This is a genomic window from Erysipelatoclostridium sp. MSK.7.34 (assembly GCF_019041935.1).
Taxonomy (GTDB): domain Bacteria; phylum Bacillota_I; class Bacilli_A; order Erysipelotrichales; family Coprobacillaceae; genus Thomasclavelia; species Thomasclavelia ramosa.
The window spans coordinates 1-11024 of record NZ_JAHPYJ010000044.1 but is presented as its reverse complement, the minus strand read 5'-3'; the positions used below and the strand labels follow the sequence as shown (position 1 = coordinate 11024).

General features: G+C 30.4%; 5 protein-coding genes. 4 read left to right on the top strand and 1 reads right to left on the bottom strand.

Annotation, left to right across the window (positions count from 1 at the left end):
- Positions 1-1175 precede the first annotated feature (1175 nt).
- Entirely contained in the window at positions 1176-1598 is a 423-nt protein-coding gene (locus KTF99_RS16285; protein WP_009299759.1) for a hypothetical protein, read from the top strand.
- A 53-nt stretch (positions 1599-1651) separates the two neighbouring features.
- Here the strand turns inward: KTF99_RS16285 and KTF99_RS17740 are convergent, their stop codons facing one another.
- On the bottom strand, positions 1652-1822 hold the full coding sequence (locus KTF99_RS17740; RefSeq protein ID WP_081723979.1) for an IS3 family transposase: 171 nt from the start codon (positions 1820-1822) through the stop codon (positions 1652-1654).
- 1393 nt (positions 1823-3215) lie between these two features.
- Between KTF99_RS17740 and KTF99_RS16275 the strand changes: the two genes are divergently transcribed.
- The 3 genes from KTF99_RS16275 to KTF99_RS16265 all read left to right on the top strand — a co-directional run bounded on the left by KTF99_RS16275 (position 3216) and on the right by KTF99_RS16265 (position 10825).
- Positions 3216-6788: a family 20 glycosylhydrolase gene (locus KTF99_RS16275; RefSeq protein WP_217215655.1), complete on the top strand. Its 3573-nt coding sequence runs from the start codon at positions 3216-3218 to the stop codon at positions 6786-6788.
- Between the two features lie 92 nt (positions 6789-6880).
- Positions 6881-10246: a family 20 glycosylhydrolase gene (locus KTF99_RS16270; RefSeq protein ID WP_217215653.1), complete on the top strand. Its 3366-nt coding sequence runs from the start codon at positions 6881-6883 to the stop codon at positions 10244-10246.
- 360 nt (positions 10247-10606) lie between these two features.
- A complete protein-coding gene (locus KTF99_RS16265; protein WP_029482346.1) occupies positions 10607-10825 on the top strand; it encodes a hypothetical protein in 219 nt (72 codons plus the stop codon).
- Positions 10826-11024 lie beyond the last annotated feature (199 nt).

The window sequence follows — 11024 nt, the reverse complement described above, 5'->3', positions numbered from 1 at the left end:
ATATTGTAGTTCTTAGAGTTCTATATTTTTATCCACTATTTTATTTGGCGCTTACTATGTTACTGATTTAAACAGATATATTGTACTTTTTAATCGAAATTGTAAAATAATTTGTGTAAAACACCCCTTCATCGGTAGAGTGGTGTCATCTACCAAAGAAGGGGTGTTTGTTATAGGTAAAAAGGATATTATAAAATATATTATTGGTGGTGTGAAACGTTTCTATATGGCAAAAGTAGAAACCATTATACAAAAGGTGTAGGCCTATACAGTCTTATTATTTCTAAAAACAACATACTGCTTTCTCATCGGAATATCAAAAGTAATACAGGAAGTTCCACTATGAGAACAGACGGTATTCCATATCGCTGTTTCTTCTAGCGGACGTGCAGTGAAAAAAATACGATAACCTTTAACAATAATATGTGCAACTATGCGAAAGATAGACGAATTTTAGTGTATAAAAAAATTAGATGGATGTATACAACCTGTATGAATTTTTAAAAGGAATATAGTGTAGGACTGATTACGTATTAACTGTCTAGAGCTATATTCCTTTTTCTAATTAAAGCATTAGATAATTATTAATAGATCAAATGTAGTTCGTTTGATTAATTTAATGATAACTATTTGCTAATAACTATTAGTCAATGTTTTTTAGTACAAAAAATATTTATGAATTAGGAGAAAAAAGTGATTAAGAAAAAAATATGTGACTATTTGTATCTAGTGGCAGGTATATTATTTTTTATCAGTGGATTTATTTACCACAATTCAACATTCTATATCTTAGGGGTATATTTTGTTACTATATGTATTGTGGAGAAAAATAATGACGATAAAAATAATTTAGATAGAGTATATTTAATAAGAAATATACTCTATAGGACAGTATCAGATAGGACAGTATCAGCGGAAAAGTAAAGATTATGAGAAGATTGAGACAACTTATATGATAGTCTAATTTGATAAAATCTATAAGTAAAAATATAGATCGAGTGTATAAGTTATGACAAATAAAACGCCAAGAGTGAAAGAAACTGGAGGTAGAGTTAAAAGTATATTAATCATCTGGAGATAGAGTATGTGTCAAAGAAGAAAGGATAGCGGTGAGAGCGGTGAAATTTGAATATAAACTTGAAGAAACATACAGGAGTAGCATAGGAGCGGTGTTCATGATAGATATGTCTCTCAGTAATATTTTATCAAAAATTGATAGAAAGAACGTATATGACTATATCGTTTACAGCGATGAGATGACATTTATGATAGATGGTATTATTGAGATGGAAAGTTATTGGTATGACATAGAGCTGATTTTTAAATTTTATGGAGAGTATTCATTTTTTAGAGGAAAAGTAATAAGTGGTAGTATTAAGGAAAATGGTTGTATAGCAGTAATCAAGAATACATCGGTGGTAAAAAAAGATCTCAAGGTACTAATGAAAATGGGTAGGAATGATATGAAAAAAGCATATATAGAGCTAAAGAATAAGATGTTAAATAGTTTTGAAGATATTTGGGAATTTCTGAATAAATTGAAAATATTCTACTTGAAAACGATCCGGTTTAATAGAAGTATACTGTTGTTTTGTTAATGAGAGAAAGGGCAAGGAGATTATACTCTGTCAAAATTTCGGACAAAGATATCCTAATTTTTTAATATTTCGTTGAATTCTTTTTCATAATTTAATGGTGATTGGTAATCACAATGTTCATGAATTCTTAGAGTGTTATAAAAACTATTAATATATTCAAATACTAATCTAGATACATGATTATAGTCACATATCTTTTGCCCATTTAAACATTTCCTTTTAATTAATGAACGTAATGAACGGAAGGATTTGGTAGAAGCATTATCCTAAGGTGTTACCTTGTGAGAATAGCTTATAATCATATTGATGCAAGAATAAAAAGTGTAGTTTGAGGGAAATGTAGAGCGGTTTATTAATATTGATAAATAGAGAAGTACATGGCAGGCCATAAAAATGTCTTAAAGATTGGTGATATTATATAATATGTGAAATGGGCTAGACGTATATCCTATAAATGATGACTGTGGTTTTCCCCCTATGTGTATATTTTAATAGTGAAAATATGTAGGTTGATACAGGATATACTCCACACGCCAATTATATTAGTTAAATATAAAACCTTAATTTGTCAGTTAAAAGTAAATAATTAATGTTTAAGTGTGTAGTTCAAAACAATTACATAAAATTCAAAAGATATAGGCAAAGTTACTTACTTCTCTTATACACATTCCTATTTTATATATTATGTTTGTGTATCTATTGCCAAATTGTAATCTTGCATGTTTTACATATTTTGCTGCTGTTATTATCATTGTTTTAATGTCTGTTGATAGTCGCTTTCTTGCCACCGTATGACTCTTATTTCTTTTTTATGTATCATTATAGGCTGAATTGTCCAATATTCGTAAAGTATTATATGCTCTCATAGTTAAATGAAGTATAAAATGTTTGTTGCGAATTTTCCGCTTTTATATGTAATATTTTCAACTTTTATATTCTTAATAAAATGCTTCTCTAAAATAAATGATGAAAATATTTTATCGTATTCACCAGATGAGTGCATTGTATAATAGAAAAATGTTTAGATTATTTCTCATATAATCCAAATATTTGTATTTTTCATCACGTATACAGGTATTATTAAATATTTTGCTAAAAGTGATAAAACATGCATAAAAGGCTATTGAACATACATTTTTATAATGATATGATTGTTGTAGAAGTGAATGCAGTGTTAGGTTTTTATAAAAGAATATGATAATTTTATTTAAACCAAATACATTATGTAAGGAGGGATGTAAGCGCTAACTTTAAATATTTGTATTTTAAAAGGGAAAACAAAAATCAAGAAAGGAGTTAAATTAGTATTTAAATAACGCATAAAACACTAGTGAATGATTAATGTTGAAATGTTAATGGGTATTACTTATAGTTTTGGGACTCGCTCTAATAGACATTCACAAACACAGTAGAGTTACTATTCTACTAAATTATAATGATTTACTAATATCGTATTATTGATAAAACAACTGATAATAATTATCATAAATTAAACCTTTAGATAAGGTATTTTAGTCATACTGTTTTTTGTTTATATGGAGGATCTGATTTACCTAATCTGCAACATTAATAAAAACTAGTATATGTATTAACTTATTAATTTAAAGTGAGTAGAAAATGAAAGGGAAAGTATCAATGAATAGGCTACTTAAAGTAGCTGCACCGGCACTTTTGGTAGCTGCTATTATTTGTCAATCAGTAGGTTTTCAAGGCGTTTTAGCTAAAGATAATGTTACAACAGCATCTAGCGATCATGTTTCAAACCTTACTGATCAACAATTACAGGCATTAACAAATCCCGTTCTTCAATCTTATAAAGCAGATAACAGCCATAAAGTTTGGAAAATGACTGCTGATAGTCGATTAGCTGTTCTAGCAAATCAAACTAATATCGAAAATGTAAGATTGCAAGAAGTGGTGAAATTAGTAAATTCAGAATTTGTTGAAAAAGGAATTATTTCATCTCCATTAGCAATGGTTTTTGCTCAAGAAAAAGATGTTAGTTATGGAGATATTTTAATCAATATTGATAAAACAAATCCAATTACAAATAACTCTAATAGCGAAGAAGCATATAAAATCACAATTGGAGAAGATGGAGTTCGTTTAACTGGTGCCAGTGAAAATGCTGTTATGCATGGATTAAGAACAATCCAAAATTTAGCTATTACTAATGATGGTTTAGTTTACGGTGAAATCATGGATTATCCGAATGTTGCAGAACGTAGAGTACATGTTGACTGCGCTAGAAAATACATTTCTAAAGATTGGTTTATTCGCCAAATTAGAGAAATGTCTTATATGAAAATGAATGCTCTTCAAATTCATTTTTCTGAAAATATGGGATTTAGAATTGAATGTGAAACTGATCCAGCTATCGTTTCTGATCAATATTTAACAAAAGTAGAAGTTAGAGAAATTTTAGCAGAGGCTAAAAAATACGGTATCAAAGTTATTCCATCATTTGATAGTCCAGGTCATGTTGACCAAATTTTAAAAGCTCATCCTGAATACGGGCAAGTTAATAATAGCGGAAATCATTATAGATCTGGTTTAGATGTTACTAATCCTGAAGCCATTGCATATATCCGTAGTTTATATGATGAATATATGGATTTATTTGAAGGATGTACTGATTTCCATATTGGTGGCGATGAGTATATGGAGTTTGACCGTCCGCCATTCACTACAGAATATAAGAGTGTATTAAACTCTTATGCAGTTGAAAAATATGGTCAAGGATATATTTGGAAAGATGTAATTGCCGGATATATTAATGATTTAGCTGAATATGTACATGATCGTGGATTTACACCAAGAATTTGGAATGATGGTGTTTATTACGGTGAAAGCTCTTATGAAGGTGCACAAAAAATAAAAATGCATGACTATATTGGAATTGATTTCTGGTCACAAATGTCATGGAATTCAAGTATTGCAAATTTACAAACATTCATTAATAAAGGTCATGATACAATTTATAACATCAATGCAAGTTTCTTCTATTATGTATTACGTAATGATAAACCTACTGATGGTAGAGAACAACACTCATTTGATAATTTGAATGCAGATCGTAAAATCTATAATGAATGGACACCTGGAAAATTCCAAGGTAACCCAGCTGTAGATGATAATTCTGATTTTATTAAAGGTGCTTCAATGGGAATTTGGTGTGACAATCCAAATTTATGTAGCGAAGATGTAATTACTGAAGATATTGCTGATGAATTACGTGCATTAGCTTCTAAATCATGGAATACAAGCAGTAACGCAATTATCAATTTTGATGGTTTCCAAGAAAATTATGCTAAATTAGGTAATGTTGCTGGATTTGAAAAAGGATCTACATTACCAGATGCTGGAGAATTCTTAACAGCTGGTGATTTAGGAAAAATTACTATTCGTTTCGTAGATGAAAATAATCAAGAATTAAAACATGAAGTAATTAAATACGGAACAGTTGGTGAAAAATTTGAATTTAGTGCTGATCCTATTTATGGATACCGTGTAATTGATAATACACCAATTACTGGTACTTACACTAAAGAAGGTGCTGTTTATATATTCACTTATGAATTATATACAGATAAGGCGGTTTTAAATAACGAAGTAACAAATGTATTAAAAGAAAAAGATTATATCAATGAAACATTTAGTGAATATAAAACAGCATTAATAGCTGCTAAAGCTATTAATGATAAAACTGATGCAACACAGGCAGAAGTAGATGAAGTATATGATGAACTTATCGAAGCTAAAGCAAAAGCAGTTAAAATAGAATATTATTCATTATATGTACAAAGTACATATCCACTAAAACAAGATGATTATGTTGGTGGATATGAAGCATATAAACAAGCTGTAGATGCTGGTAAAGCATTATTATCTAGCGATACTTTAAATGCTGAGACTGCTAAAGGAGCTTATGAAGCAATTAAAACTGCTAAATCAAACTTAGTAAAACCTGATGGAAACATTCCAACAATTACCGCTACAGATAACTATTACGAAAAGAATCAATGGTATCCAACTAAAGAATATAGTTATGAAAAAATGTTAGATAACGATTTGAATACTAAGTGCTGGTTTGGACAAGAACAAGCAGCGGATAAAGAATTTAAATTTACTTTTCCTACAGCTGTCAACATGACAAGTGTTCAGGTTATTCAGCCTTCTAATGTAGGTGATGATGCATTGAAAGCTGCTGATATCGAAGTTTCATTAGATGGTGAAACATGGACTAAAGTTGGATCAATTACTGAAAATGATTTAGATTACACAGCAACATTTGAAAAAATTGCAGTTAAATATGTAAGAGTCCGCTTAACTGAGGCTAAACCAGGCTACTGGTATCAAGTTTCTGAAGTGAAATTTGCTTATGAACAACCACAAGAAGATAACACTTTAAGAGATATGATTAATGAAGCAGAAGCATTAGATATAAATGGTAAAGCCCCTATCTTAGTATCTAATATGGTTGATGCTCTAATTGCTGGTCAAAAAGAATATGTTAAAGGTACTACTGATACTACAACTGTAGAAACGACTTTAAGAAATGCTATCGATGCATTAAAAGATGCAGCTGATATTACTAATTTATCAGGACTGATAGAAAAAGTACAAAAATTAAATAAAGCTGATTATACAGTAGATTCATGGAATAATTTAGAAGCTGCTTATAACAAAGCATTAGAAGTTTTGGAAAATACAACCGCAACTCAAGAACAGGTTGATAAGGCCTGCGATGATTTAGATAGGGCTATTAATGCATTAGTTAAAGCTCCTATAGTAGCAGATAAAACTGAATTATTAAAAGCTATTGAAGCAGCTAAAGACTTAGTTGAAAAAGATTATACTTCAGAATCATGGAAGACATTACAAGATGCATTGGATGCAGCAAATAAAGTAGTGGCTAATAAAGATGCTACTCAAGAAGAAATTGATGCTGCAGTTGATGCAATCAATGATGCAATTGATAAATTAGAAGCTAAACCTGTTGAACCAGAAAAGCCAATTGAACCTGAAAAACCAATGGATCCAGTAAAACCTGCTAAACCAAACCAACCTGCTAAACCAAACCAACCTGCTAAACCAGGTGTAGCAACTGGTGATAATGCAAACTTTATGGCTATTGGAACTCTTATCGCAGCAACTGCTGTTATCGCTTTGTTAAAAAAAGAAAACTAAATTAATTAATGATAATGGACCGTAAATTATCATAAAAAGTGCGGTCCTTCTATATATTTATTTATGTAAGCGCTTTGATGAGGTGGAATGATATGAAAAAAATTAAAAAGCTATTTAAAATTGGACTTTCTATAGCCATTGTGATGTCTGGATTTTTAGCAACTGCTAAAGTTGCTAATGCATCAACATCATTAATGACTTATCCAAATGTTCAACAATATACTAAAGAAGCGGGACAAGATTTTACTCTTGCTGAAAATAGTCGAATTTTTGTAGTAGCAAATGAAAAAACATTAAATAATACTATTTTATTAAAAGATTTAAAATTAACTAGTTCAAATTTTGAAGCCGCTGGAGTTTTATCCAAAGCCCCAATAATAGTATTCGGTAAAGAAGAAAATGCAGTAGTTAATGATATTGTTGTTAGAATGGAGGATGTGGCTGAATTAGAAGGAAAAGCTGAAAGCTACAAATTAGATATTACTGATAAAATCACAGTAACCGCTAAAGATGAAATTGGTATTTATTATGGTTTAATGTCAGTAATTCAAATGTTAAAGATTAATGATAAAATATTAGAGAAAGGAACTGTTATTGATTATCCAGATGTTGAATTACGTTCAATGCATTTAGACATTGCTCGTAAACCATTCTCTAAAGAATGGATAATTCGTCAAATCAAAGATTTATCTTGGCAAAAATATAATGCGGTTCAACTTCATTTTTCTGAAAATGAAGGATTTAGAATTCAAAGTGATACTCTGGATGCAATCGAAGGATTTAAATATAAATATGATGATGTATTAAGTAAACAAGATATTTTAGATATTATTCAAGTTGCTAATGATTATCATATTGAAATCGTGCCTTCTTTAGATTCTCCAGGTCACCTGGGAGCAGTTTTACAATATCTGCCAACTGATTACAGTTGTAGAGAACTATTCCCAACCGATGATCGACGAAATCAATGCTTTAATATCTTTACAAATCCTGAAGCTAGAGAATTCTTAGTAAATTTAATGACTGAATTTATTGAATTCTTTGGTGATGCGGGATGTAAACATTTTAATATTGGCGGTGATGAGTTCTTAGCTAAATTCTCTAGTTTTAGTAATGAACAATACGGACAAATTATGACATATTTTAATGATATTTCTAAGATAGTTAAAGATAACGGAATGACTCCAAGAGCATGGAATGATGGTTTATTATTTGGTGATTATGAGGGTTATACATTGGATAGTGACATTGAAGTTTGTTACTGGGCAGCTCCTGAAAACTGTGCATCGGTAGCGGATTTTGTTGCTAATGGTAACAAAGTAATCAACTATTCTGATGTTTATATGTACTATGTACTTTCTTGGTGGTGGCAAACTAATGCAGTACCAGAAGGTGATCGTATTTATAATGAATGGCATCCTGGTAAATTCTCTAACTTATCCGGAACAGCACAAACTTTTGAAGAACCTTATCCAGAATATGTAATGGGTGGTTCTTACGCAGTTTGGTGTGATGATCCAAATTATGAAAGCGAACAAAGCGTAGAAGATAAAATCTATCATCGCACACGTGCAACAGCTTATAAGATGTGGAACGCGAACGATAATCAACCAGACTATGATGTTTTTAAAGCTGCTGTTGATAAATTGGGAAGAACTCCAGGCTTCAATGAGGCTTTACCTGCTCCGGGTGAAGTGTTCCAGGGTGAAGATACAGCAACAGTTACTATCAAATATATTGATAATTTTGGTAAGACTATTGCTGCAGATGATGTATTCTATGGTCTAAATGATAGTGAGTATCATTTTGAAGCAAAAGAATTATTTGGATATAGTTTTATTGAATCAGATTTACCATTAGATGGTAAATATAACGGTAATATGACAATTACTTTAAAATATCAATTACATTGTGATAAAACTGATTTAAAAAAAGAAATATTTGAACCATTAGCAGTAAGTGAATATATTAATGAAACTGTAGCTGATTATAATAAAGCATTAACAATGGCAAAAGAAATATATTTTGACGAAACAAGTGGACAATTAGCTGTTAATAACGCATTAAGAGCATTACAAGATGCTAAAAATAAAGCTGTAAAATTGGAATATTATTCATTATATGTTGAAGTTACATATCCATTAAATGAAAGTGACTATTCAAGTGGATATCAAGCTTATAAAAATGCTGTAACTACAGGAAAAACATTACTTAATAGTGAAGGATTAACTGTTGAAAAAGCTAAAGAAGCTTATAATGCAATTCAAACAGCTAAGCAATCATTAGTTAAACCTAATGCTAAAGTTCCAACTATTTCAGCAACTGATACTTATTATCAATCTAATAACTACAATAATATGATTGATGGTAATATTAATACTAAATGTTGGTTTAATAGCAACCAAGAAATTGGTAAAGAAGTTAAATTCACATTTACTCGTCCAATAAATATTAGTTCTATCCAAATCATTCAACCAAGCAATGCTGGTGAAGATATAATTGATGGTGCTGATGTGCAAATCTCCACTGATGGAAAAAATTGGACAACAGTAGGAACGTTAGATAATTCAGCATTTGAAAAAACTATTACTTTTGATAAGACATTGACTAAATATGTTAGAATTGTTCTTACCGAAGGTAAGGGGAACTGGTATCAAATTGCAGAAGTTAAGTTTGAATTAGAAGAAATACCTGAAGATTCAACTTTAAAAGATATGATTTTAGAAGCTGAAACATTAAATATTACTGGTAAATCTAGTGGCTCAGTAAATGAAATGATTGATGCATTAATTGTTGCTCAAAAATCTTATGTTGAAGGAAAAGTTGATGTAACTGAAGAAACTAATAATTTACGTAATGCAATCAATGCATTAAGAGATACAGTTACCTCAAACAAAGAAAAACTAACAAATAAGATTAATGATGCAAAAGAAATAGAAAATAATAACTATTCTATTGAATCATGGTCAAGATTTGAAAAAGCTTTATTAGAAGCAATCATTGTTAATGAAGATAGTAATGCTACTCAAGAACAAGTTGATAAAGCACTTAAAACACTTGATGATGCTATCAAAGATCTTAAAGCTCCTAGTGATACAAGTGAATTAGAGACTGTTATTGATAAAGCAAATAAGCTGGATGCAAGCAAGTATACTGAAAAATCATGGAACGCATTGCAAAATGCAATTGATGCTGGTAATAAAGTTCTAGAAAACAAAGATGCTACTCAAGAAGAAATCAATGCAGCAGTTGATGCAATCAATAATGCAATTGATAAATTAGAAGTTAAACCTGTCGATCCTGATAAACCGGCAAAGCCAGAAAAACCAATGGATCCAGTAAAACCTACTAAGCCAGGTGTTGCAACTGGGGACAATACAAACTTTATGGCTATTGGAACTTTACTAGTAGCAGCTACTGGGATTGCTTTACTTAAAAAGAAGAAAAAAGAAAATTAATTAAACCTGAATCCGTGACGAATTGTTTATCACGGATTTGCTTAATTATAATCATTATAGCTATGATTTAATCTCAGTTACCCTGTTTTAGGACATAGTAAAATTTAGATGTTAAACTATTCTTAGATTTAATATTATATCTGAGAATAGTTTTATTTTACTGGTAGAATCAAGAGATGCTATTATTAATTTTAGTTAAAACTATTGAATTGAGGTAGAATTAATTCAGTATTGACAAATATGTAAAACAATTTGAATATGCGTATGCTTGAAGCAGTCCGAGGGTGTGTTTGATAAAGAAGAATTAACTCCTTCACGAATGCTGACTATTACGTTAGATATGATGGGGTTTCATCAGATATGGTAGAAAAAATGAGTGAAATGGATCCAGCCTCTATGATGAACCAGATGTATTATAGTGCAATGAGGTTACTTCCAATATTTATTCTGATTATTATTTTATCAAATTCTTTAATTGCAGACCAGGTAGATCAAGGGGCAATGGCTTTTGGAGGTGGACTAAGTATGTTTTTTCCTTGCTTCAACGATTGGTATGTTTGGCTCTGGAAATATGCTTAACACTGGTATGGGTGTTACAGAATTAAGTATATTTAATAAACTTACCTAGTGGGGGTGTATGATATGGGGTCATTAAAGCATATGGCAGAGATGATAAGTCTTGAAACTGGAATAAACATTAAATATGTTTGTATCCCAGCTACACTTATCGCATTAGACTGTTCTCGAAAAGTGGGCTGTCACGATTCTTTGAAGAGAT

Coding starts and splice junctions, on each gene's coding strand:
- KTF99_RS16285 (WP_009299759.1), top strand. CDS start 1,176: ATGATAGATATGTCTCTCAGTAATATTTTATCAAAAATTGATAGAAAG.
- KTF99_RS16275 (WP_217215655.1), top strand. CDS start 3,216: ATGAAAGGGAAAGTATCAATGAATAGGCTACTTAAAGTAGCTGCACCG.
- KTF99_RS16270 (WP_217215653.1), top strand. CDS start 6,881: ATGAAAAAAATTAAAAAGCTATTTAAAATTGGACTTTCTATAGCCATT.
- KTF99_RS16265 (WP_029482346.1), top strand. CDS start 10,607: ATGGTAGAAAAAATGAGTGAAATGGATCCAGCCTCTATGATGAACCAG.